At 30.9% G+C, this 24617-nt stretch carries 27 protein-coding genes; 1 reads left to right on the plus strand and 26 read right to left on the minus strand.

Going from position 1 to position 24617, the window contains the following annotated elements; genetic code table 11:
* Window positions 1-73: 73 nt before the first annotated feature.
* Entirely contained in the window at window positions 74-751 is a 678-nt protein-coding gene (yeiL, locus tag TICRE_RS10170; RefSeq protein WP_075727723.1) for a transcriptional regulator YeiL, read from the minus strand.
* Between the two features lie 99 nt (window positions 752-850).
* Here yeiL and rihB point away from each other — a divergent pair, with 99 nt between their 5' ends.
* Window positions 851-1783 carry a ribosylpyrimidine nucleosidase gene (rihB, locus tag TICRE_RS10175; RefSeq protein ID WP_075727725.1) on the plus strand — a complete coding sequence of 311 codons (933 nt, stop codon included), beginning with the start codon at window positions 851-853 and terminating at the stop codon, window positions 1781-1783.
* Window positions 1784-1872: 89 nt separating this feature from the next.
* Here rihB and TICRE_RS10180 read toward each other — a convergent pair whose 3' ends face one another.
* The 25 genes from TICRE_RS10180 to TICRE_RS10285 all read right to left on the minus strand — a co-directional run bounded on the left by TICRE_RS10180 (window position 1873) and on the right by TICRE_RS10285 (window position 24171).
* Window positions 1873-2853 (minus strand): NAD(P)H-quinone oxidoreductase, encoded by a 981-nt coding sequence (locus TICRE_RS10180; protein ID WP_075727727.1) that lies wholly within the window; start codon window positions 2851-2853, stop codon window positions 1873-1875.
* A 19-nt stretch (window positions 2854-2872) separates the two neighbouring features.
* Window positions 2873-4246: an MATE family efflux transporter gene (locus TICRE_RS10185; protein ID WP_075727729.1), complete on the minus strand. Its 1374-nt coding sequence runs from the start codon at window positions 4244-4246 to the stop codon at window positions 2873-2875.
* 22 nt (window positions 4247-4268) lie between these two features.
* Window positions 4269-4718, minus strand: a complete 450-nt coding sequence (locus TICRE_RS10190; RefSeq protein WP_075727731.1) for a MarR family winged helix-turn-helix transcriptional regulator — start codon at window positions 4716-4718, stop codon at window positions 4269-4271.
* Between the two features lie 369 nt (window positions 4719-5087).
* The gene (locus tag TICRE_RS10195) at window positions 5088-5996 is read right to left on the minus strand and encodes a DUF4300 family protein (RefSeq protein WP_075727733.1); all 909 of its coding nucleotides are present in this window, start codon (window positions 5994-5996) and stop codon (window positions 5088-5090) included.
* 138 nt (window positions 5997-6134) lie between these two features.
* Complete coding sequence (locus tag TICRE_RS10200) at window positions 6135-7550, minus strand: cryptochrome/photolyase family protein (RefSeq protein WP_075727735.1); 1416 nt, start codon at window positions 7548-7550, stop codon at window positions 6135-6137.
* Between the two features lie 298 nt (window positions 7551-7848).
* Window positions 7849-9279: a phospholipase D-like domain-containing protein gene (locus TICRE_RS10205; RefSeq protein WP_075727737.1), complete on the minus strand. Its 1431-nt coding sequence runs from the start codon at window positions 9277-9279 to the stop codon at window positions 7849-7851.
* Window positions 9280-9301: 22 nt separating this feature from the next.
* Window positions 9302-10672 carry an aldehyde dehydrogenase gene (locus TICRE_RS10210; RefSeq protein ID WP_075727739.1) on the minus strand — a complete coding sequence of 457 codons (1371 nt, stop codon included), beginning with the start codon at window positions 10670-10672 and terminating at the stop codon, window positions 9302-9304.
* A 139-nt stretch (window positions 10673-10811) separates the two neighbouring features.
* Window positions 10812-11081 (minus strand): hypothetical protein, encoded by a 270-nt coding sequence (locus TICRE_RS10215; protein WP_075727741.1) that lies wholly within the window; start codon window positions 11079-11081, stop codon window positions 10812-10814.
* Window positions 11082-11597: 516 nt separating this feature from the next.
* Complete coding sequence (locus tag TICRE_RS10220) at window positions 11598-11924, minus strand: hypothetical protein (protein WP_143583147.1); 327 nt, start codon at window positions 11922-11924, stop codon at window positions 11598-11600.
* 139 nt (window positions 11925-12063) lie between these two features.
* Window positions 12064-12936, minus strand: a complete 873-nt coding sequence (locus TICRE_RS10225) for a DegV family protein (protein WP_075727745.1) — start codon at window positions 12934-12936, stop codon at window positions 12064-12066.
* A gap of 65 nt (window positions 12937-13001) precedes the next feature.
* Entirely contained in the window at window positions 13002-13325 is a 324-nt protein-coding gene (locus tag TICRE_RS13885) for a zinc metallopeptidase (RefSeq protein WP_269843997.1), read from the minus strand.
* Window positions 13318-13710, minus strand: a complete 393-nt coding sequence (locus TICRE_RS13890) for a zinc metallopeptidase (protein ID WP_269843998.1) — start codon at window positions 13708-13710, stop codon at window positions 13318-13320. Before TICRE_RS13890 ends, TICRE_RS13885 begins: the two co-directional genes overlap by 8 nt.
* Before the next feature lie 37 nt (window positions 13711-13747).
* On the minus strand, window positions 13748-13954 hold the full coding sequence (locus tag TICRE_RS13085) for a hypothetical protein (protein WP_143583149.1): 207 nt from the start codon (window positions 13952-13954) through the stop codon (window positions 13748-13750).
* Between the two features lie 25 nt (window positions 13955-13979).
* Window positions 13980-14471: a MarR family winged helix-turn-helix transcriptional regulator gene (locus tag TICRE_RS10235; protein ID WP_075727747.1), complete on the minus strand. Its 492-nt coding sequence runs from the start codon at window positions 14469-14471 to the stop codon at window positions 13980-13982.
* Between the two features lie 326 nt (window positions 14472-14797).
* Entirely contained in the window at window positions 14798-15022 is a 225-nt protein-coding gene (locus tag TICRE_RS10240) for an HD-GYP domain-containing protein (protein WP_084191929.1), read from the minus strand.
* 75 nt (window positions 15023-15097) lie between these two features.
* Window positions 15098-16534, minus strand: a complete 1437-nt coding sequence (locus TICRE_RS10245) for a GGDEF domain-containing protein (RefSeq protein WP_075727751.1) — start codon at window positions 16532-16534, stop codon at window positions 15098-15100.
* Between the two features lie 355 nt (window positions 16535-16889).
* Window positions 16890-17111, minus strand: coding sequence for a hypothetical protein (locus tag TICRE_RS10250; RefSeq protein WP_075727753.1), 222 nt, complete (start codon window positions 17109-17111; stop codon window positions 16890-16892).
* Window positions 17098-17574, minus strand: coding sequence for a PIN domain-containing protein (locus tag TICRE_RS10255; protein ID WP_075727755.1), 477 nt, complete (start codon window positions 17572-17574; stop codon window positions 17098-17100). The genes TICRE_RS10250 and TICRE_RS10255 overlap by 14 nt, the downstream gene beginning before the upstream one ends.
* Before the next feature lie 571 nt (window positions 17575-18145).
* Entirely contained in the window at window positions 18146-19066 is a 921-nt protein-coding gene (locus tag TICRE_RS10260; RefSeq protein ID WP_075727757.1) for a Fic family protein, read from the minus strand.
* A 276-nt stretch (window positions 19067-19342) separates the two neighbouring features.
* Window positions 19343-19627 (minus strand): hypothetical protein, encoded by a 285-nt coding sequence (locus TICRE_RS10265; RefSeq protein WP_075727759.1) that lies wholly within the window; start codon window positions 19625-19627, stop codon window positions 19343-19345.
* 276 nt (window positions 19628-19903) lie between these two features.
* On the minus strand, window positions 19904-20803 hold the full coding sequence (locus TICRE_RS10270; protein WP_075727761.1) for a nucleotidyl transferase AbiEii/AbiGii toxin family protein: 900 nt from the start codon (window positions 20801-20803) through the stop codon (window positions 19904-19906).
* On the minus strand, window positions 20803-21396 hold the full coding sequence (locus tag TICRE_RS10275) for a type IV toxin-antitoxin system AbiEi family antitoxin domain-containing protein (RefSeq protein WP_075727763.1): 594 nt from the start codon (window positions 21394-21396) through the stop codon (window positions 20803-20805). Before TICRE_RS10275 ends, TICRE_RS10270 begins: the two co-directional genes overlap by 1 nt.
* 470 nt (window positions 21397-21866) lie before the next feature.
* Complete coding sequence (locus TICRE_RS13090) at window positions 21867-22040, minus strand: glycine zipper family protein (RefSeq protein WP_143583151.1); 174 nt, start codon at window positions 22038-22040, stop codon at window positions 21867-21869.
* A gap of 66 nt (window positions 22041-22106) precedes the next feature.
* The gene (locus TICRE_RS10280; RefSeq protein ID WP_075727765.1) at window positions 22107-22691 is read right to left on the minus strand and encodes a helix-turn-helix domain-containing protein; all 585 of its coding nucleotides are present in this window, start codon (window positions 22689-22691) and stop codon (window positions 22107-22109) included.
* A gap of 802 nt (window positions 22692-23493) precedes the next feature.
* On the minus strand, window positions 23494-24171 hold the full coding sequence (locus tag TICRE_RS10285) for a hypothetical protein (RefSeq protein ID WP_233120193.1): 678 nt from the start codon (window positions 24169-24171) through the stop codon (window positions 23494-23496).
* Between the last annotated feature and the right edge of the window lie 446 nt (window positions 24172-24617).

Raw genomic sequence — 24617 nt, forward strand, 5'->3', positions numbered from 1 at the left:
TTTTATAGCTTGAAATTTAGTTACACTACTAATCTTTATAGTTTGAGTCGCTAAAAGGCTTGCTTAACCACATCTATTCCACATTCAATTCATCGGCCAGCAGTTTCAGCGCCTGTTCATTTGTGATGATATATCCACCTTGCACTCTTTTTAAATAGCCGTATTGTGTAAATTCACCAAGTACTTGAGTCAAGTGGCGATAGGATACTCCCAAATAGGCGCTGGCATCGGTGTTGAGTTCGGTATAGCTTCCATCAATTGCAGCAAAAAGCACAAAATGCGCAAGACGGTTTGCCAAGGGAAACCCCTGTGTGCTTGAAATAGCATGTATTCGCTTCTCCTCTTTTTTGGCTAGGGTCATACATAATATTTGCAGAAAGCAAGCATCAGATAATAGGCGACTGCGATATTTCTCGATTGGCATTGCCAGCAAAAAGCAGGGGGAAAGTGCTTTTACTCCCATGGTGGTTTTCCGCACACTTAGAAGTTCTAACTCACCGATAAAACTGTCCTTGTGTAAAAAATCCAAAAGAGAGGTTTTCCCATTTGACAGACTGCAGAACAACTTTGCCCGCCCTGAAACCATATAGTAAAGAAAGCCATCGGATTTCTCTCCTTCTTTCAGAATATTGTCCCCCTTATCTGCAAAATACAGACGGACATCTTCTTTTATAGAAAATGAAAAGCAACTTTCAAAATCCGATTCTGCAAGACAACGACGGATTTCCTCTTTATCAAAAATTTGTTTCAATATGATCACCTCAAAACTCGGAGATTTCTCCTAACATACCAAGATGTTTTTGGTTTATACTCAAAAGCATAAACCCACTTATGTTGAAAGGAGCAAAATATGAAAAAAACAAAAATTATCATCGACTGTGACCCTGGTCACGATGACGCCATTGCCATTATGGTCGCAGGCAATCACCCCGCCATTGATCTGCTGGCTTTGACCACCGTTGCCGGAAACCAGACCCTTAACAAAACAACGGTTAACGCACTGCATGTCTGCGAGCATTTAGAACTAGAGATCCCTGTATATGAAGGTATGTCGCTTCCTCTGGTGCGTGAACAAGTTGTCGCTGACAATGTGCATGGAGAATCAGGACTTGACGGACCTGTCTTTGAACCACTCCATACCAAAATACAGTCTCAACATGCGGTAAATTATCTTATAGAAACCCTACTAGCAAGCGATGGGGATATTACACTTGTTCCTATTGGTCCGCTTACAAACATTGCAACAGCGATGCGAATGGAGCCACAAATTCTGCCAAAAATCCAGGAAATTGTTCTTATGGGCGGCGCTTACGGCACCGGGAATTTCACTCCATCAGCAGAATTTAATATTTTTGCCGACCCCGAAGCTGCTAGCATTGTCTTTCAAAGCGGTGTAAAACTCACTATGATGGGATTGGATTTGACAAACCAAACCATTTGTACGCCTGACATCATTGAACGCATGGAATCCATTGGCAACAAAGCTGGCAGTTTGTTTGCCGACATCATGCGCTTTACACTAAACTCTCAAAAAGTTGCCTTTGGACTTGACGGAGGACCTGTGCACGATGTCACCTGTATTGCTTATCTCGTGGCACCTGAGTTATTTACAACACAGGAAATGAATGTGGTTGTAGATATCAACCGCGGCCCCTGCTACGGCAGAACAGTTTGTGACACCATCAACTGTTTGAAACAACCTGCCAACTGCACTGTTGGTACCGGCATTGATCTTCCAAGGTTTTGGGATCTGGTTGCCGAAGCTGTTGCACGCTATAATTAATAAGTTCTGTAAAATTTTAAAAGCGGGGGCGGATGCTCTCGCTTTTTGTATATTTCTCAAATGAGATATATCCCTAGTTGTATTATCTATTACTCACACACATTAATAATAATCTTTCCTATATTATTATTACTTTCCATATGCAAATGCGCCTTTCCAATATCCTCTAAAGAAAACTTAGTATCAATAATAGCTTTTATTTTTTTATTTTCAAAGTATGGTATTATATTTTCAGAAAACTCTTTTGTTAAAAGCGCTTTATATTCATCACTTCTTGGAGTTAATAAAGTTCCTGTAAATTGAATACACTTTGACATAATTGATAATAAATTTACTTTTTCCACTTCTGCTCCACCTAGTATACCAATTAGAACCCATCTTCCTTCTTTTTTAATACTGGCTAAGTTTTTATTCCAATAATCAGCTCCAACAAAATCCAAAATTACATCTACACCTTCACCATTTGTTGCTTTTAAAACTTCTTCATCAAATGACTGCTCTTTATAATTTATAAGAACATCTGCTCCAAGCTCCCTACAAAAATCTAGCTTTCTTTTAGATCCAGCAGTAACAATAATCTTTGCATCACTAATATGTCTTGCTAATTGAATTGCTGCTGTTCCAACACCACTTGCAGCTGCATGAATTAAAACAGTTTCATGTTTTTTAAGTTTACCAAGCCAAAACAATGTCTGATAAGCAGTTAAAAACACCTCTGGAATTGCAGCTGCTTCATCAAATGATAAAGAATCAGGAATTTTTATAGCTCTATCTGATTGTATTATAGCGAATTCAGCATAACCACCACCATTAACTAATCCCATCACCCTATCTCCTATAGAAAAAGAGCTTTCACCACATTTTTCAGTAACTATACCTGAAACTTCTACTCCTAAAATAGGATTTTTAAGATAACCTACCTTTCCCTCTCTTGTTATAATATCTGTACGGTTAACTGAGGTAGAATATACTTTTATAAGTAGTTCTCCTTCCTTTAATTTAGGTATGTCCATATCAACAACCTCAAGTTGGTCGTAACCTCCTGGTTTTTTTACAATCACGCTTTTCATAAATAACACTTCCTTTGCTTTAAATCTTTTCTAAATCTAATTCCCTTAATACGCCTTTAAACTGAATAGTAAATAGTGTACCCGTTACTGTAACAGCAATAATATCTGCTATTGGCTCTGCTAAAAATACTGCATTTACCTTGTTTTGCAAAAATAAAGGTAAAATATATATTAGTGGGATTAAAAGGATTATTTTACGTAAAATAGCTAAAAATACAGATGTCTTTGCATTTCCTAGTGCAATAAAAGTTTGTTGACAACTGATTTGAATTCCAAATAACAAAGAAGCAGCCATATAAATTCTCAGTGTTTTAATAGTAATATTAATAAGCTCAATGTCTTTTGTAAACATTTTAGCAAATAATTGAGGCCATATCATTGTAATTGCCCACAATCCTATTGAATAAGCTAAAGATATTTTAAGTAATAATAAAAATGCGTCTTTAACTCTATCACCATTACCTGCTCCATAATTAAAACTAATAATCGGGGTAGCTCCCTGTGTTAACCCAACTAATGGGAGCATGGAAAATTGCATAACACTTGATAGAATTGTCATTGACCCAACTGCTAAATCTCCACCGTATTTAAGTAAAGATGTATTAAACGCTATAGCTAAAATGCTTTCTGTTGATTGCATAATAAATGGTGCTAATCCAAGTGCAATACAAGGTAATAATACTTTAAAATCTATCTTTAAATATTTTCTTTTAATTTTTAATAAAGTCTTATCTCCCGTAAGAAACTTCATAACCCACAATGCAGAAACTCCTTGTGATATTATAGTTGCTAGGGCTGCACCTTTTACTCCCATTTTAAATCCAAAAATAAAAATAGGATCTAGTATAATGTTTAATATTGCTCCAACTAATACTGTAAGCATACTTATTTTAGCAAATCCTTGTGCAGTAATAAATGCATTAAGACCTAGAGCAAGTTGTACAAATAGTGTTCCAAAAGCGTAGATATTTAAATAATCCAATGCATATTTTATAGTGTTTTCACTTGCACCAAAGGCCATTAACATTTTGTCCCCAAATATAAGGACTATAGCTGTTAATGTTATTGAAATAAATACTAATGCAGTTGTACAGTTTCCAAGTATTTTCTGGGCAGTATCCTTATCTCCTTTTCCCATCATAATTGAAGCACGTGGCGCACCACCCATACTAACTAAAGCAGCAAATGCTGATATAACCATAATGATTGGCATAGTCACACCTACTGCAGTTAAGGCGGTAGCGCCTACTTCTGGAATATGTCCAATATACATTCTATCTACCATATTGTACAAAAGGTTGATAATCTGAGCTGCAATTGCAGGAATTGCCATACTAAAAAGTAATTTAGTTATATTTTTAGTCCCTAATTCACTTTGTTGTTTATTTTCCATCTTTTCCATCTCCTTTTCATTCTTAAAGTTGATCAATTATGTTTTGATACATTTTATTTAATACTGTTTCCATGGTTTTATATTCTTCTTTAGTGATATTATAAGTAAGACTATCAAAAAACTCTTTTTGAACTTCATATAATTTTTCTACAATTGGAATAGCAACTGGTTTTATTTTTAGATGAATACATCTTTTATCTGTTTCATCTGTCTCATATGATAAAAAACCTCTTTTATATAAAGAATCTACAGATTTTGATATCATAGACTTTGACATAGCACGATATCTCGCTATATCCCTTGCAGTGTCAAGAGGACTATTATTATACAAAAATAAAAGCACATCTATTTCATTTTGTGTCAGCTCAAATTCTTTTGTTAAGCTATAAAACATTTTTTCATATACCTTTTTTAGCTTCCAATTAAATATTAAAAAAAGACTGTTTTTATTATTAAGGATTTCACTTTCCATTTATATTCACCTCGTTTATATTACAGTTCACTATTGAACTATATTAGCATATTTCTTTCCCTTTTTCAATGAAAAAACACAAAATAATAGAGAATGAATAGCATTAACTCTCCATCCTCTGATAATATATTTTTTAAGTTCTATATTCTCTCTATAAATCACAGAACCTTGTATTCGAACCGAAATTGTAACCCTTTTTATTTCATATGGATCTAAGTCTGTCCGCTGAATCCATATCTTGTTTATGAATTGCTGCTCTTTATTCTTCTAAAGTTTCACCACTATTTAATAAATTTTAAGAATTAATTTACTAATATTTAACTTCTATCTTGATTATATCATATATTCATTATTTATAAATATTGATTATTATTTGGAATCACTTTCAGAGTTATTTGGATTTTCTCTATATCCTTCTAAAAGTTCATCATTTTCCATAATAAAGGGCTTAGCAGTTGGTTGATCCCAGGACACATCATATTGATTCATCAGATAATCATTCAAATCAGTACGATTATCAAACTTTACCACTTGATAAGGTGCTTGAAAACTTAGCTTCTCTATAAATAAAAGTTTTCCATCTTCAGTTGGTATTAAAACTCCCATATGCCCAATAAATAGATAACCTTCTTCATCGTGAAAGAAAACAGAAATGATGGATTTCTTATCTTTATTAGGGAATTTTATCTCTTTACTCTTCCAGTCTTCTTTTATATTTTTGACATGAACGGATATATCTTTTGTGTTTTCTGTAGGGATAAAAGAATATAAAGTTTTAAACTCTTCTAGTTGATCTTCATTAAAAAGCTTTTTAGGACTATTTTCTAAAGCATCCTCATCAAAGATGAGCCAACTAGAATTTTTTGTATCAGGTTTACCAATAGAAATCGAATCTTTCATCAAATCATATGATGTAATTCTACAATTATAGCCCATAAACTCAAGGTTTTTAGAATCCCACATTTCCTGCATTGCAGGTAAATCATACTCAGGTTCAAGACTATCAATAGTAATAAATCCATCTTCTACCAAACTTTTTTCTTCAATTGTACTATTAAAACTATTAACATCTTCAAAAAAAGAATCAATACTTTCATTTGTGATTCCAGCTAATTTCATAGCTTTTCTTACCTCATCTTGACTTAAAGAATCAGTCAGATTTGAGTATGTTAAAGTCTTTTTATATTCTTCTTTCTTGTTTACCGGCTGTTTAGAGCAAGCTGTTAATGATATCAAGAAAAATAAAGTAATTAGTAAAATATTAAGCGATTTTTTCATAATGGTGTTTCACATCTCCTTTTATAATATATGCTTATCTATTCTAACATGAAAGCATAAAGAGAGATTTACAATTCTATTACAATAACTCTAGCTTGATATTTAGATAGTTTAGTTTCATCAAATTATCCCAAGGACTTATATATTAAACATTTCTATAGCCCTTAATCTTTGCATTTTATGGTCTACAATAGGTTTGGGATATAATCTTTCTATCTCAATTCCATATTGGTTATTTAGTTGTTTTATATATCTATAAGGCTCATGTATATATGTATTTGGAATACTGATTAATTCTTTAACATATTTTTTAATAAATTGGCCTTCTGGGTCAAATTTTTGACTTTGGGTAGTTGGATTAAAAACTCTAAAATAAGGTGCTGCATCAAGACCTACTGATGAAGCCCATTGCCATCCGCCAATATTAGAAGCACTATCATAATCTATAAGCATTTCAGAAAAGTATTTTTCACCCATCCTCCAGTCAATAAGTAAGTCTTTCACTAAGAAAGACGCCACAATCATTCTAAGACGATTGTGCATCCATCCTTCTTCTTTAAGTTGTCTCATCGCAGCATCCACTATTGGAAATCCAGTATGCCCTTCTTTCCACTTTTTAAAATTCTCCTCGTCATAGCTCCAAGAAATATTTCTATATTTTTCAATTATTTCCTCATTATGCTGATTAGGATAGAAATGATATATCATATTATAAAAATCTCGCCATGCAAGTTCCTTTAAAAAGACTTCTTTTCCATTAGAAGGAGGCATCTTGATTATATTATTGTATACCTCTCTAATTGAAATTTGTCCAGTACTTAAAAAACAAGATAAACGACTTGTCCCGTCAATACTAGGATAATCTCTGTTATTATCATATTTTGATAGTTTTAAGTTTAAAAAATCTTTCAGAACTTTTCTAGCTTTTTCTTCTCCTGTAAATAGAGAAAAGTCTCTTTTTATATTATCGATTAACTCATAAAACTTATCCTTTCCCAAAGCATCATTATCTTTAAAATCATTAAATATAATTTTCATTAGTTTATCATAGTCAACCTCAAGCTCTTCCTCTTTAAATCCTTCTCTCCATTTATTATAATAAGGAGTAAATATCTTATAATGTGAATTATCATTTTTTCTTATATCTTTTGCCGAGTGTAGATAATGGTCATGATAAGATAAAACTTCGATATCTCTTTCTTTTAGAAAGTTAGTTACCTTTTTATCCCTCATCTCTCCATAACCATACTCATCAACATTAAAATATATTTTTTTTATATTTTTAAAGTTATTAAGTAATTCATCAAAACAATTTAAAATATCTCCATACAAGAAATAAATATTTATACCTTTTTCTAAACAATTTTTATAGAAACTATTTAGGGAAGAAAAAAAATAATCGTGGCTATTACTTCCAATTTTAAATTGTTTTGGATCTAAATAGAAAGCAAATACTAATCTATCATTTTCTTGTGCATCGTTTATAGCTTGCACTAGAGCTGTATTGTCGTGAAATCTTAAATCGTTTCTTATCCATACAATAGAAATCTGCATATTCACACTCCCCATATTTATCCCCATATTTAAAAAAGGTCTTAATGGTGTACTAGCTATTATATCATTTAAGACCTTTTATTTATATTCTATATTAAGTAAAAATTTCTCTTATTAAGTGAACCTAGATACTTAATTACCTACTACCCATAACTCACTTGCTTAAACATTTTAAAATAAATTTTCTTGTCTTTTTTATATTTAGTTTTGATATAGAATAAAAATGAAATGAATTTATAATAATGTAGTTATTATTTGACCCTATCTCTATTCTTTAATTTAAAATCTAATCATTTCTTTACAAAAGGTATTGTAAGAAAAAGCTAATTTTAGATAAAAAACCGACAATTATCTTTTTATATTCAGAAACTTTACCTTCCTGAACCTTATCATCATATATATAAGAATAATCTTTATCTACAATTAAACTATTATTTAAATCTACCTGAACATTTTCCTTTAACTGTTGTGTAAATTCCTTACTTGAAATGACTACCATAGACTCACTATTTATGTAGCTACTTCTTGCATCAAAATTAAAAGATCCTATCACACTAATAGTATCATCAAATATATATGTTTTACTATGGATAGATTCTGGTCCTTGAAATTCATAGATCTGCCCCACTTTATCTACCATTTCTTTTCTATTATTATAGTATCCTGCTATAGCAAAAGGATTAGGGCTTGACGATAGTGAATTGGTTAATATATTAACCTTTTCTAGATCTATATCATAATTATTAAGTTTAGATTTCATATTTCTAGACGGTATAATATAGGGACTTTGGATAAATATGGATTTTTCTGTTTGAGATGCTAGGTTTACTAACTCTCTTAAGCACCAAGGATCTTGATTGAGTCTCCCAATTGGGTTGTAGACAAACTTTATGCTGTCTGTTTCTAAGGTATAATCATACCAATCTATTTCATTTATCTCTTTTAAATACTCTCCTTTAAATTCTTTATATATAGACCTCAAATTCTCATTAAAAAGGTTTCCTTTTTTCTTTTGTCTTGATTTAATTTTTTTAATTGGCTCATTGGAATGTTTATAATTCCATAGACTATTATAGTAATTTTTCATATCCATTACAGTACTTGGAACATCCTCTGCAGAATCTTCTTTAAAAAGAACAACATCTCTATCTTTTACAAACTGTTCTTTCATAATTTCTATTAAAAAATACTTATCACCTATATTTCTTCCTCCGATCAAGGCTAATCGTTTATCCGATATAATAAGTTTATCATGAAGCCTATTATTCCAAGTCCAAGGTGATAGTAGATTAAAAGATTCATATAATTTGAGATCTATATTAGGGTGTAATTTAAAGCCATATATGGCATCTTTGAGATTTCCTTTTAGATTATGAAAAATTCCATCTAATAATATTCTTACCTTTACTCCCCTATCGGCTGCATCTAAAACACTTCCTAGTAGTAGTTGAGTAGACTTTCCATCAATTAAAGTGTAGTAGGAAATGTCTAGGGTTTCTTCGGCGCTTTCTATAAGATTTAATCTTACTAATAAAGCATCTTCTGCCGATTCTATTAATGCAACTCTATCCTTTTTTCGGCTCTCTAAGTCCATGTAATTTTTTGAAGGGGCTTCTATATGTTTTTTTTCTATGGGCTTTTGAATTGCAAATAATAAAATTGCAAATATAAATATATATACTAAATAAAATTTTAGCCCTCTAAAAAAAATTTCCTTTGGCAGCTTCATCTTACTAACCTCCTTCTTTACACTATTTCATAATCTTTTTTAACAAATTTAACTTTTTACCATAAGGCGGATAACGTACTGGTATATCTATAAAATTACTTTTTTTCAAAACACTCTTACTATGTGAAAATGTATCTATACTCGCTTTTCCGTGATAGCTACCCATGCCACTTTCACCAACTCCACCAAACCCCATATAAGATGTAGCTAAATGTACTATAGTATCATTTATACATCCTCCACCATAAGATACCTCCTCAATAATTTTCCTCTCAATTTCCTTAGATTTAGTAAATAAATACAAGGCCAATGGTTTAGGTCTCCTATTTATCAAGGAAATAATCTCATTTAAATCTTCATAAACTATAATCGGCAATATAGGTCCAAATATTTCTTCTTGCATAATTGGATCATCCCAACCAACATTATCCATTAATGTTAACCCAATCTGATTAGTTTTTGCATTGGCTTTGCCTCCGTATATAATTTCACCTGTTTCTATCAATCCATTTAATCTATTAAAATGCTTTTTATTAATTATTTTAGGAAATTCTAAGTTTTCTTCTGGTCTACTTCCAAATAGTACTTCACTATTTTTCTTAAGTTCATTTATAAGTTCTACTTTTATATCTTTATGCACCAATAAGTAGTCTGGGGCTACACAAGTTTGTCCAGCATTAATACCTTTTCCCCATATAATTCGTTTTCCAGCCATTTTTATACCTGCTGTTTTATCAATAATACAAGGACTTTTACCACCCAATTCAAGTGCTACTGGAGTCAGATTCTGTGCTGCTTTTTCCATTACAATTTTACCCACATGTTTACTACCTGTAAAAAATATAAAATCAAATTTATTATCTAATAAAGATTGATTAGCTTCTCTTCCTCCTTCAATTACCGTAATATAAGCTTCATCAAAAGTATTTGCTATAATTTTTTTTATCAATGATGATGTAGCCCGTGCTGCGTTTGAGGGTTTAACAATCGCACAATTACCACATGCAATTGCCCCTACTAATGGAGAAATTGATAAAAGAAATGGATAGTTCCATGGAGCAATAATCAGAACATTGCCATATGGTTCTTTGTATATTTTACTAACTGACGGGAATTGAGCTAAGGGTGTTCTCACTTTTTTGACTCTTAAAAGACCTTCCATATATTTTAGCATAAAACTTATTTCTTCTAGGACCATCCCTATTTCAGTTGCATATCCTTCAAAAAATGCTTTGTTCAAGTCTAACTTCAGGGCTTCCATAATCTCATTTTCGTACTTTTGGATCGCTTTGTATAGTAACTTAAGGTTTTCAATTCGATAATTCATTTCTTTTGTTTTGCCAGTTTCATAAAATAACCTTTGCTTATCTAAAACCTCTTTTACATTACTCATTTCATTTTATCTCCTTCAAAATTATTAATAGGCTTTCTGTAGAACCTCAATAACACGCTCAAATGTAACTTCTACTGGATGGAAAATAATCTTTCTCACTTTAATCTAAGTTACTTAAGAAAAAATTACTTCAATACATTTAAAGATCTTCCATACCTAAATCTCGTAGTTCTTGTGCCCTCTTAATCGCTTTATATTCCTCCAAAGTTGCTTGACGAATAACGGTCCAACCACCAAAAACTCCATATACAGCAAGATATCCTTTTGATCTCTTGATATTTCTGCCATTACAAATCTTTCTATCACAATACAACCCTTCATTATTTATTAATTGCTCATACGTATCTCTATCAATTCTCTTTTTGACAACTTGCTGAAACCCACAGCATTTACATTTTAAAACAAACATATATACTCACTTCCTTAATATTTCTAACTATATATTTATATTAATTATTGAGTGGATAATAATGATTTCATAAATAGATGATATACCAGTGGTAGAAAATTCCTTGGTAAAATTAGTCTTGAAAATTTATTCTTTAATTATTGGCAATTCACCTACTACTTCACCTTCTGATGGAGTCTTCAATCTTCTAGTATTGTAAATAGCATATTCCTTTAACACCTTTCGTTTTTTTGATTTATATCCAAAACTAAACCTCCCTAATGTTTATTATCTTCAGACAAAAGTTATCTCCTACTTTTATCTTATTATATAACATTTTCTTATCTAATTCATCAAACTATTAGAATCATCTTACTAACAGTGACCTGTCTTTCTTCGGTTTCTCCCAATTAAATATCTACTCAAAACATAAAGCCACCAAATGTCATCTACACACTCAATGGCTTAAACTATTAATATCACACTATATTTTATTGTTTTTCAATCAAGCAAACTACTTCAACATGCCTTGAGAGGTCAATTCAAATTATTCTTAATCATTTCTTTAATGGTATTTAATGCATGGGTAGTTCCAATTCCCATAGCATCTTCTGGATAATCTCTTTTATCTGTCCTTATTAAATCATGAAAACTTTCTTTTGTACCGTTATAAAAATCAATAAGCTTATAAACATCTGTAAGCTGAGTAAATAAAGATCCTGTGAATTCTTTTCTATCTTTAAATACTAATTTATCAATGCCTTGGAATATTGCAAATTTTATAGAGTGCCTACATTGGTCTGAAACGAGTAACCCCATATTTGTATAAATCTTATCTGATGTCATGATTCGTAAGTTCTCCATTTGTACCTCTGCAAACTCAAGATTTCTTTTTCTAACTCCTCAGACAATGAATTGAATTTTAATGGTTCTCTATCCAGTATATATATTTAGTATTATACATAATCACATAAGGCTAAATTCATATTTTTACTTATATTGACTATTTATATTTTATTTTTTTGATGCAGCCAACACCTAGCACACCCGATCCAAGATGGCATGAAATACTTAATGGCAAATGATCAACATAAATTGGATACTCAGGAAAAGCAATCTGTAGTTCCTTTCTTAAGATTTTAGCCTCCTTATCCCTGTTGGTATGTGCAATCTGAAGTAAAATCTTGTTTCCTTTGTTATTACCACCAAAACGATTGAAAATATCATTCTTTATAGCGTTTATCATTGTTTTTTTTGCACTGTTTATAGTTCTTGCTTTTGCAAAAGACTCTAATTTCTCACCTTGAATTTGTAAAATTGGTTTTATCTTTAAAAGACAACCGAGAGTTGCTGCTGTCGGATTAATTCTTCCACCTTTTTTCAAGTATTCAAGAGTTTCTACTGCAATATAGATACTTGAATTATACTTATCTTTTTCCAAAGTTTCCTTTATTTTTAGTGCAGGCATTCCTAGACTTATCATTTCTAAAGCATCAAGTACAGACTGTCTTTGAGAAACAGAGATTCTCTGGTTATTAACCACATGAAATTTCCCATCAAATTCATTTGATAGCATTACTGAAGTCTGATAGCTTCCACTTAGGCTACTTGACATTGGTATGTAAACTATAGCATCATAATTTGTCAATAAATCACTCCATAACTTCATTATATCAGCCGGTGAAGGCTGTGAAGTTGAAATATTTATATTTTCTAAAAGCTTTTCATAGAACTGCTTTCTATCTATATCAATACCTTCATAATATATTTCATCGCCCACAACTACAGGCATTGGAATAACAAAAACTCCTAATTTATCAGCCTGTTCCTGCGTAATACCACTATTTGAATCAGTAACAATTACAATTTTACTCATAAATATGTCCTCCATAGAAAATATAAATTAACTTATATGTCCCCTCTATAAAAATTAGAATTTTTTTAGTCTTGATTATTTCTATTTCTTATCAAAATAAGTCTTATTAATTGTGCTATAGCACTTGCCATAGCTGCTATATAAGTTAAGGCTGCAGCATTTAGTACCTTCTTTGCTCCCTCGATTTCATTTTCTACTACAAAACCATTAGTATCAAGTAGTTCTAGAGCTCTACTACTTGCATTAAATTCTACTGGTAGTGTAATAATTTGAAATAAAACTGCTGTTCCAAAAAGTAATATGCCTATATTCATAAGACTACCTAAGCTAGGAATAAGTAAACCTATCATAATAAATAACCAAGCTGCTGATGACCCAAATCTAGCCAATGGAAAAACCATATTTCTTAAAGATAATGGAATATATCCAATTAGCATGCTGAATTGCATGGCCTACCTCATGAGCTGCAACACTTACTGCAGCTACAGAATGTCCTTCATATACTTCCCCGGATAGTCTTAAAATTCCTTTTGTTGGATCGTAATGATCACTTAACTTACCTCTTGAAAGTTCAATTGGTATATTGTTCAAACCATTTTGATCTAATAATCTTCTTGCAACTTGGACTCCCGTATATCCCTTTTGTATGGGTACTCTCAAGTATTTAGCAAAATTTGATTGTACTTTGCTTTGGGCGTAGATAGTTAGAATAACTGCTGGAATTAAAATAATCATAGTTGGATCAAATCTAAAATAACTAAACGGATAAAACATTGTCATCACTCCTTAATTTAAATTTATAAAAATTATTTTATGAACAAACTGATTTATATACTTTAGAATTATCTAGGCATCTAATTCTCTTAATACGTTTTTGAATTGAATAGTAAACATTATACCAGTTATTGTAACAGCAATAATATCTACTAAGATTTGCTATCTTTTCAAAAATCTCTTCTGAGTCTTGTGGTAAAATTGTTTCAGATAAAATCATTTCTTTAGTGCTGTAATTCTCCATTTGAATTCACCTCATTTTTATTTGTCTACTTATTCAGATGTTGTTCATTGTCATATTTTTTATCATTTTGTACTATTTCACTTTTAAGATCTTCAAATGTATCTGATGCTTGATTTAAAAGTACAGTTAGCTGTTTTGTGTTTTCACTTCCCAAACGAGAAATAGCTTCCTCCAATATTTGATTGACAAACTCTTTTATTTCGTTTAAGGAGTTTTCTCCTGTTTGTGTGAGTGTGACTATTATTTTTCTACGATCAGCTGTATCTATCTTGCGTTCAATATATCCTTTCTTTTCAAGTGAATTTATAGCCTGCGAAATTGCAGATTTTGTAATATGAAGTTTGCTTTGGATTTCAGATGTGCTAATATTGTTGTCCGTGAAGGAAGAATTTTCTGCTACACCTTTCATTATAATAAGCTCAGTCATATTTAAGTCTGATTTCTGAGGTAAAATCATACCAACTTTTGTAAAACGAAACATTGCATATAAATATTGTTCTTTCAAAACCTTATCCATTTAATTTCCTCCTTTTTCTTATAGATAAACAGTTATTAAATTCTAGTAAGTAAAGCCTTATTTATACTCAATTACAAATCTGAAAAGATGAACTATCATCTAATTACAATCTACTATAACAGTTTCGTGTCAATACTCGTTGAGGATTTATACCTCCTAAAATTACTATGATAATAATTCTAAATTGCTAACCTCTCAATCCTTAAGTTCTTAATTGTTAAGTTCTTAATATTATAGTAGTTAACTAAATGATTGTCAATAAAATTTTTTTCTTTCTATTTTTGGGCACAAAAAATAGTGAAGTTTACTTGGTATTTTGTCACAACCTAAAACTTCGCTATTTCGTAAGCGGTCAATAATATCAAAGTAATCCCATAAAATGGTGAAGGACTTTCAATTGCGACCAAAGGAACTTCTTCTCCTGATAAACTTTTAGGATAACCTCTTCCATCCCATCTTTCATGGTGATATAGAATATATTCTGCTATGTGTTCTAGCTGGGGAGTTGACACGGCAATCCTGTAGCCTATTTCAGGGTGTTGCTTAATAATATTTCATTCCCCATCTGTTAATTTTCCTGGCTTATTAAGTATATTATTATCTATTCCGATTTTCTCATTTCGACTTTACATCATATTTACTTTGTTTTTACCCTTCAATTTGGACTGATACATGGCATTGTCAGCTCTATTGATTACTTCTATGTAAGCATAGTCTTCATCAAAAAAATAGGAAATTCCAATAGATATTGTTGGTCTAATAATGCCTTTATCAGCTGTAATTTCTAAGCTCGATATTTCTGCTAGAAGTTTTTGGGCTAATTTAAGTGAATTCTCTTCACTTATTCTATGAAAGATTCCTATAAATTCGTCTCCCCCCCAACGGAATATTATATCTTCGTGACGTATGCTATCTTCTAATTTTTTTGATACAGCCTGAATAGCTAAGTCACCTACTAAATGACCATGTTCATCATTTATCTTTTTTAACCCATCGATATCTATTACAAAAATGGCAGGGGAGTCTCTGTTTCTTTTGAATGCTTCAAATTCTAAAATTAAAAATTCTTCTCCACATCTTCTTGAACATAGATTGGTCAAGGGATCAGTATTAGCCTTGTTTATGGCTACATTTAAGTCAATACAACTATTATCCAATTCATTTTTTGCATATCTAATTATAAAGAAGTAAATTCCTAAGGTATAAACTATTAATACACCTATAGTAATAAATAAGACATGACTACCTGTACGGTATATAGGCTCCAATAAGTGTTCTTTTCCTTGTCTTACAATCAGACTGTTTGTATCCTTCATATGAAAGGCCTTATAAAAATCTCCCCCATTATATAATAGGATATTAGAACCATTACTTTTTAATATTTTTGCATCTTTAATTATATTTGCCATTTCCTCTTGGCTAATAATCTCAGATTTTATCTCATCAGTACATAGGTTATGGATTTGTTCTTTTAGATTAAATAGGAGCATATCATAGCCTATGATCTTGTCTTCTGCATAAATTGTTGAAAGTACTTTTAGGTACTCATTTCTTTCTTCCAAGCATATTTCATAAGATATTTGGCTATTTTTATCTAAATTCACCCAGCTTCCACAATCTATTTTCTCGTAGTTATCTACGGGATAACTGGCTATTAGATTATCTTCTACATATCTCTCAGCTAGTATAAGATTGTCAAGAACCTTAGCGCCATCTTCATATTTTTTTTGGTTGGAAACTTTTAATTCCTCTAAGGTAATTTCTTTGTCCATATAATCAAGAATAGAATCCCGGATGACGCTCCTACTTGACATGCTCCTAGCCCCTTCTAAACCCTTATTAATATTATTTTCTAATGATATATACCTGATATTAGCAAGCTCTTGGAAACTGTTCACTAAGCTCTTTTCCAGTTCCACCTTTAGGGGTCTATATATAAATAGAACTATTATTACTACGGACAGTAAGACAAATGTTATTAGAATTAGAACTACCCTTTTGGCAAATACTTGTCTGCTTATATCCAAGTCTGGTGTTCTATTTATTTTTGAATTGCCTGCCATTGCTCTACCTCCAGTTTTTACTTTATTCCATAATTGTGAAGAGTGTTTATACCTCAAATTTTAGAATATATAATGTATTATGTCATATTATAACCTTATTTAGGACATTTTTCCATAATAACCCATTTAAGTTTCTGGTCTTTTACAGTTAAATAATAAAAAAGTCGCTGAAGCCATTAAAAAAGTTTTTTTTCAAATTTTACAAATTTATATATTTATTGTTAATTTAAAAATCATAAAAAACAAAACTCTCGAACAATAATTAGTCCGAAAGCTTTGTTTTTTATAATCTACATAACTTATTATTTACATTCTCTAAAACTTTTCTATAGGATACATATTTTCCTATTAATTATTATCTACTTTCCCAGTGTTTCTTTGCATTATCAAATATTTCATCTAAAGACAGGTTTTCAAATATTTCATCTTCTAATTTCAAATAATCTTCTTTGCTTATTCCCTCGGAGTGGCGGATAAACCGTAAGAATCCAGAATAGCCCAGTTCCTTTATTAATGCCCTAGAACCTTTTTCTATTATTTCTTTATCTGTGAATTTGCTTTTTTCATTCAATAACATCAATATCCATCTCCTTTCTAAGAAAATCTATAGGATTATATAGTTTAATATCTTTAATTATATCCTTCAAGTTGTCTCTATTTCTTTCTATTGTCTTTATAAATTTATCATCACAAGTTATAAAGTATTTGCAGCCTCCATATACGGCTGATGCAAGGTGTAGTGCATCTTTATCTTTAGTACTTGATTTCATAACTATATCTCTAGCTATTTCTTTAATACTATCATTAGGCTCTATTATTTTATTACATAAGGTAGAAATAGATATGATATTGAGTTTTCTTTCTATAAAAGGATTTCTACTATTTTCATATTCTAGGATAAAAGACCATACTAATTCATATTTTTTCTTTTCAACCAGTTCAAATAAGATATCTATTGCCATAGACTCAAATCTTATTCTCATTTGTGTTTGATCATCAAATACTCTGTTATATATATTCATATCAAAATATATCTCCATCTACTTTCCCCCTGCCTATATATACTCTATATTTATTATACCATCAATTGCTAACTTTTATAGCCGAATTTTTTTACAAATCCTCAGATTAATTATAAATTTACTTCTATTTTTTATTGCTTTTACTTTCTAAATTTTTTCATTTTGCCAGTTTATGTTTATATTCATAAAAGCAACTCCTGTTTAATGATATTATACCCAATTGATTAGTATAGGTTCAACCTAATTAATTATTCTTTCAAAACATTCTCTGGCTAGATCCTTATATCTAAAACTATCCACATTATCTTTCAAACCTGAATGTATATATCCATATTTATTCTAGTCTTTGTTGATATTATTATGATTGCAATCGCATTCCTTAACACCTCCTTCACAATTAAAATAATTATTCATGACCATACCACTTCTTCTTGGTTGGAAATTAGAAACCCTAAACATTGAAGCCTACCCCTATTTATGAAATAAAATCGGGGATTTTGGTGATTCCTAGCATGAGATGTACCTGGAGATGTCAATCATGATGTCGTAAGTACCTAGTATCCCCTTTGTGGATCCTATTATTTTATTATTAATCCAATACAGATAACCAAAGTTTTTCAGATTCTATCACCAATTCTGTTACCAATTTTATGAAAGGTTCATAATTCATTGTTGTGTGTGCAATATCTAATACTTCATAATATTTTGCTCTATTTTCATTTTTAATAATGATTGGAGTATATCCATTCCTCATTAACTCAAAATTCAGTAAAAGCCTTGAAGTTCTCCCATTTCCATCAATGAAAGGATGAATTTTCACAAATTCACCATGTAGTAATGTTGCCCTTACTACTGGATGATAATCTTTCCAATTATTATTATATTCTTCAATAAGTTCTTGCATTAAATCAGTTATTCCATAATGTTTAGGGGGGATATGTTTTGCACCACTAATTACAACATTTTCCGTTCTATATTTCTCAGCATTTTTATTGTCAATTTCTTTTAGTATTAAAGAATGAATATTTTTTATATTCCATTCTGAAATTGGCTCTTTGTTAGAAACTAAATCTTCTATGAATAAAATAGCATCACGATGATTTATTGTCTCTAAATGCTCAATCATAGTTTTACCACCAACAGTAATCCCTTCAAGTACAACTTTTGTTTCGGACATCGTCAAAGTGTTTCCTTCAATTGCATTACTGTTATATGTCCATTCCACAACTAGTTTTTCATGAAGTGAGTCTGCAAGTTGTTTTGGAAATGGTCTATACTTATCAATTCTTTTCTTTAGAGAATCAATAATACTAAAATCATATTTTAAACCAAGGTATTCCTTGTTAATACTTTCTCTTCCGTCAATTGGTTTTACTGCATCTAAAGGGATTGCCCAATTTCTCCCTATTTTCATAGCTCCTTCTATTCTACCTTCACGACATAGTAGTCGGATCCTACTATCGCTTATTCCCCATTTTTCACTTGCTTCTTTTATACTTATATAATCCATGAATATCACCTCACAATAATTTTATACCCATATCGGAACGATGCCAAAATTATTAATTGTTTATTAATAATATCCCACTTCTTGTTGGCTAGAAATTTGGAGCTAGGGCTAATTTAAATTTATAAAATAAAAAAGGTAGAGTTTAAAAACATACTCTACCCTAGTAAAATCAACTACTTAATAAGATATTTTGAGTTTGTCAGAATTATAAATGAGTAAAACTCACAATTATTAAAAGTCATCCTTGAGACATTTAATATAAAGATTACTTAACTATTACCCTTGTAAAATATATCCTATAGAATACCCTATAGACATAATTATAGAAAAGCTGAATATAAGTATTATATTTAAGACAAGATATAACCACTGTTTCTTTACTAAACTAAAGATACTTCCTATTATCCCTAAAACCGGATTAATAAATACACTTATAAGTCCTAATGGCCTTACCGCTTGACCTAATAAAAACTCCATGCTGTCATGTGGAATCAGATAAGCTATAACTAATAAAACTATTCCTAATAAAAATGTTATTTTTGAAATGTTATTTGCACCCATATTTTCTCCTCCAACTACTCTATATCGTGGTTATTCCCTGTCATTGCGCCTCTAATCCACAACAATACGTCAACAGAATTATACTCTCAGCCGTAGAATGTACCCAATCAGCCGACCCTATCGCTCGTCTTCTTGGACATTCCTTACATGAGACGTACATATACTTTTTCAGTCGCTTTACTCCTTCACAAGTAGTGTTACGACTTCAACGTGCCTTGAGAGTTCAATAAAGATGTCGTAGGTTGATATTATCCCCTTGGTGGAAAATTATATTTCTTATTTATTATAATTTCTTTTTTTAGAATTCCAATTACCAAAGAACTCATCTTCTTTAAGAATTGATTCAAAAGGTGGCGATATAAAATCAATAATTATATGAATTACATCTACAAAATCTAATTCATAATTTAATACCTTATTACAGAAATTATCCCATCTTTTTTGAATTTCTGAATCTGAGCTTAGTCTAAGAATATCGGTAATGGAATCCTTCTCATAAGTTCTTCCTCTATTTGATAAAGTTTCATATATTGCTTCTTGCAATTTCCTTCCCTCTAAATCAAATGTTGTTGCTATATAGTAAATATCATAAAAATCCTTCATCCTACCTGTTAGTTCCATAAGTGAAATAATCGCATCAATTTTTTCTGCTATTGTTGATTCCAAGGAATATGTAAAAATCTTAGGTTGTTCAAAGCCTGAAAGTAAAACTGGCAAAATCCTTTCAACTGGTGAAGGAATTATAATATCTCCAACACCAAAGTCTATGCTAAAGGGAGTTCTAGTTCTTCCAATAATCCCAATGAGGTTAACCCTAACACCACTATATTCTTTAAGTTCACTAATGACTTCCAGGTTTCTAATCTGAAGCTCAATAAAATCATTCTGGGTTTCTACAGATAGAACTTCAATAATAAGCTTTTCTATGGTATTTATATCATTAGAATAATTTTTCAGTAAATAATCTGCATCAATTGTCGGTCTTGAGGTGAATTCACTAATTGAATATAAAAAATAACCACCCTTTAGGATTAAATTGTCTTTATAATTTGATATTGCAAGCCTTCTAATAAATTCTTCCTGACAAAATAAGTTTAATAATTGCTGTAGTGAAATACCCTTTTTCTTCGATTCATTTTTAAGTCTTGCTAATATTGATTCTGATTTATCTTTCATTATAACCACACCCCGATATATGTTTGGACTTTATTCTTTAGATTTAACAAATTGGAGTATTCTAGAAGTTTTTTGATATCCTTTTTAGGATCCTTTACATATCTTTGAATAGCATTACTAAATACTTCCCTTTCTATTTTATTTTCATGTCGCAAAACATCACATATGGTACGATCTCTATTAAATACTTTAACATCAACATTTTCTATTTGATTTTTATCTACTCCCACATCTAAAATCTTTGGTTCCATATAAAATACATTTATTAATGGATAATCTATTTTGTATTGACCTTTTTCACTATTTCTATCTACAGCTATTTGCCATGATAGAGGTATCTTATCGGTATATCCATAAATCATCAAAGCAGATTCTAGAAAAATTACTGCATCAGGAAATAATCTCGCTATTATAACTTCTTCTGGGTATATATTACTTCTAAGTTCATAAAATCCCCTTTTTATCCTTGCAATATCACCATTTTCTATTAATTTATTTATTTGTCTACTATAAAACCCTAGTTCATTAAGTTGGTAAGTTCTTAATATACCACCGTTGTTTTCAAAAGCTTGATAAAGATCTTTTTTAACCATCTTGCACCTCCACATCCACATTCCACTTAGGTTTGTGGGTTATTTGGTGCAATTATATCACAAGACATTATTTTAAGTAAAGCTTTTATTCCTTATAAAACAAATACTTATTGGTGACTATACTACTTCTTCTTTTCATAACCATTGAAGCCCTAACTCTATTTCCGAAATAAATAATGGCAGGTCTCATCTCAGGAATTCCGAAGAATGCAACTGTAAGGAAGCATAATCAGTGAATTCTATAGCCATTTATTCTATTCCTTCCAAGGATCTTCCATACATAAATAATTTTGACATTGTTCTCAATCCTTTCTTTTCTGTTTTTAAACATAAAAAAATGGAAAAGTTTACTTGGTCTTGACTGACCTCAACTTCGCTAGCTTATTCTCTATATTCAATTTCTTTACATCTTATTAGTTGTGCATAAAATAAAGAATACCTATAAAATATTTCTAGAACTTTATACATACTTATTTTTTATTTATACTAGAACCTATTCCTACTCCAAGTGCGAGGCCTACCCCAACTCCAATAGGAATATTTTTAACTATTACCCCAATGGCAGTACCTAAGGCTAATCCGATTCCTATCCAAGTTCCAACAGGATTATCCCTATTGTCACTATTATCATTTTTATTTGTCATATCAACACCCCCAATATATAAGTTATTCATGGTTTATATAATTCTACTATTTTTCCACTACTATATTTAGAAGAATTTCGTTAGCAAATACATAGTTCCCAGTGATAATATTACAGTAGCTATAGCAGCCAAAAGTGCTAGTGATACTTTTTGGTACAGACGCTTCCCTTCTTCTCTTGCTTTTGAAATTTCATCTAAATTTTTTCCTTCGTTAAAAGCTATAATTTCTTTGTATGTTTGAATATCAAATTCTTTTTTCTTCTTTTCTACTAAAAAGGCTACATACATTGAAACTATAGCTAATACAGCCCAAAAAACCATTCCAATCTTATCCAAAAAGTACAACAAAGGCATTGGGGTTAATACTAGCAAACCAAACAGAATAGCATAAATATTACTCACCTTTTCAAAATATTTTCTGTCTTTCTCACTTATCTCTTTTTTCATCTTTTCCACATCTCCTTTAATTAAGATATCAAGAGAGATATGAAAGACTTCACTTAAACGGATCAGACTATTTATATCTGGATAATTTTTATCATTTTCCCAATTAGAAATAGATTGTCTGGAAACATAAATCTTTTCAGCTAATTTTTCTTGAGAAATTTCTAATTCATTTCGATACTTTTTAATCTGATTTCCTAACTCCATCTTTCCTCATCTCCTTTCTTCTTATCTTAGTCAAAGAAACATTATAGTGCTATCAAATACCTTTGCCAATGGCATATTTTCAACTGTCAAATGTATTTTACAGATAGCTTTCATGTGGTATTTCTCGAATTATAATTCTGTTATTTATTAAAAATAAACACGGTGATTTAATAGGAATTAATACTTAAAATTTATGTAACCAAAATAATATGCTGACTAAAAAGGTTAAATCTTAAAAGACTTAATGCTATAAATATTCTTGCATATAGTATATAATTCGCCCACCATTTTATCAACCAAATTTAACCATTTCTTCCTGAAACATCTCCAAACATCCAATGTCATCTGTCAAATGCCCTATTTAAAAGGGTCAAAAAAGGGTGTTTTTCCCCGATTTTTGACCCGAATTTCATCTACAAACCACCATATGTTGTGGTTGCACCCTATTATTCCTTATCCAAACCACAATACGTCATCAGAATTGCTACTTCAACATGCCTTGAGAGGTCAATAATGATGTCGTAAGTATCTGGTACCCCCTTGGTGGTTGGGTTTATTTTCAAAATTTTCGGCATGTAATGATTCATTTTTGATTAATTACTATTTCAATTATAGTATGGCAACTATATATATTGATATTTAATTTAGTAATGATAAAAGTTGCCAACAATAAAACCCCCAGTATACTGAAGGCTTTAGTCTTAGCAATTTTTAAAAGAATACATTATGCAAGTCATTTCTATATAAATTAAATTTGTCACTTATTGCTTTATAGTTAAATGTTTATCGAGAACTCTAAATACTATTCTAAAATAATCGTTTCCACATTAGATGCGCTCAACGCTGTAAGTAACACTGTGTTTTCAAGTATCCCATTTCCTTGTGCTATATCAACTAAATCCACGAGATCAATATCCTCATTTATTAGCCCATATACAATAGGATAATAGTCTCTTACTTCTTCAAATGCATCGTAATCATATGCCCTAATATCCACCAAATCTTCTCCTACACGAATACCTCGATAATCTCCAGTTTCAACATCGAAAACATATGCTCTCTGTTCTTTTACAAGCCGATCAATAACTTTCTCGAAATCATTGTTGATTGGGAAGTACAGCATTGGAACTTCGTATCTATTTCGAGTCAAATCATCTACAATATATCCAATTCCATACAGGCTAACTTTTACTTGAATCCCTGCTTCTATACCAGCTATATCAGAACTACCAGACATTAAAGCAGGAATTCCTTCATCATCAACCCAAATAATGTCTCGCTGTGGGTCCGAAGGATTATATCGTTTTGTGAAGTTTCTCTGTGTAGTTTTTAACCCAGTACCAATCGCCTTGAATCTTCTGGCAGTAGATTTCCATGCATTTTTACGCCTTGAAAGCTGAAATAACCGCCTATTCAACTGTTCATCTTCCTGACAACGTCTTACAAGGACAGCCTCTGCAATTTTTCCAGGCAAAGTCATAGCTGTGATATTTACGTTAGAAGCAAATATCTGCTTTAGAATTAAACGATTATCTTGGTATGAAATATTTCCAATCTCATCTTGTAAAATCTGTATTAATCTCCTACCTCGCATGGGAATAATAATATCTGTAGAGCGTCACCCATATTGAAACTCATTGTAAGGCTGTGATGATATGAGATTCCCATTCCCATCTACTAGCCCTACGATTAATCTATTATGCATCAAACCTGCCTCCTCTCATGGATATGAAGGTAAATGCTCAAATTTCTCCACATACTAATCATATATATTATCGAATATCTGACCCTCTATATTCATGATTTCCTCAATATGAATCTATATTCCATCAGTCATAACAACAATTCGATTATAAACATCTATCTTCTTTACCATAGCACTAGAAGTAAAATAAGCACCGTAATTCTTATTTTAATCCAGTTGAA

Source organism: Tissierella creatinophila DSM 6911 (assembly GCF_001940565.1).
Lineage (GTDB): Bacteria > Bacillota > Clostridia > Tissierellales > Tissierellaceae > Tissierella_A > Tissierella_A creatinophila.